The following is a 1,192-nucleotide window of genomic DNA, read 5'->3' as shown; positions in this document are numbered from 1 at the left end:
CTCTTTAAATATGGTAAAACCATATTTAAAGAGGTTGCAGTTCTGAAAATTTGGCGGCAGATGATGGAAATGGAAAAAGCCAAAAAGCGTGGTCGACCTGCTCAGGTGTTACAGATTGCTGAGTTACATGCATTTGTAGAGTTTTTAGAACAGCAAGAACAGCTTTCTGATCTTCAATCTCAAGTGTTAAAGGCTTTAAATAGTGTTGATTGTAATTTTGAGGGGCTAACTCAGACAGATCAGGTTCTGGTCAAAGAGGCTTTAAAACCTTATCGTGAACATCTGAAGTTGAAATTGCTGTTTGAAGAGTTGAATAATCTGCCTCTTAAAACCGAGTATGAACAGAAGTTTTTAGATCTGTATGAACTTTTTCAAAAGAATGCACTAGATCAGATGGAACTAAATATTTTAAAAACCTTGGCGACACGGTATCTGAATTTTAAAGCGCAAAAGCTTGAATACAGTGATTTAGAATTGTATTTGAGTCAGCTACAGAAGAAGGATGCTGGGAAAAAACGCAAAGCTGAAAATCAACGTAAATTTGAATTAGGTGGTGCTGTTCTTGTCGCATTTAAGAAACTCAATATTGATATTAGCAATGATACTCCTCAACAGATTACCAATCGGATTATGAATACGACAAAGTTTCATAATGAAGTACGTAAATCTTTAATTTTTAAAGATGTTAAGACATATGAAAATGAATATTTTAAAGCAAATAAACTTTTTATTCAGGTGTTAGAAGGATTACATACCTGGCAAAAGGGCGGAGAATTATTGTCAGTAATTGAAATTAAAAAGGCCTTAGAAAAAGGCGAAGAGTAGTTTATTTAGCAGGGATTTTAGAGAAGTTGGACATTTCTATTTTGGGCTTACAATCGAATTTCGTATACAGAGACATTATGTAAATTTAGAGTACACCCTAAAGTAACGTCATGGCGACCCCAATCCTGAACCTAAAATCAATGTTTTAGAAGCCGTAGAACATCAATTTTAGTATGCTCAAAGAAAGTCTTAGATTTATACGTGACAATAGAAAGAGCCAGTTGTATGAACTGGCTCTTTCTATTTGGGATTTACTTACCCATTGCGATTTTTTACCGTGCCTCTCATAAATTAACAGTCAAAGCTGAAGAAGTGCTCTGGGAAACAAGAAACAAAGGCTTTTTGAATATCGCTGTACTCACACTCA

Annotated in this window: 1 protein-coding gene; it reads left to right on the top strand. The window is 34.8% G+C overall.

Features of this window, described 5'->3' with window-relative positions; all coding sequences use genetic code 11:
• Positions 1-63: 63 nt before the first annotated feature.
• Positions 64-825, top strand: a complete 762-nt coding sequence (locus VXQ92_RS19425) for a hypothetical protein (RefSeq protein ID WP_416682897.1) — start codon at positions 64-66, stop codon at positions 823-825.
• Positions 826-1,192: the final 367 nt, after the last annotated feature.

It is taken from the genome of Acinetobacter sp. 228 (genome assembly GCF_048147885.1).
This window is presented reverse-complemented; position numbering and strand designations above follow the sequence as displayed.

Bases quoted from the DNA above. Each gene is read 5' to 3' on its own strand.
- VXQ92_RS19425 (WP_416682897.1), top strand. From the start codon at position 64: ATGGAAATGGAAAAAGCCAAAAAGCGTGGTCGACCTGCTCAGGTGTTA.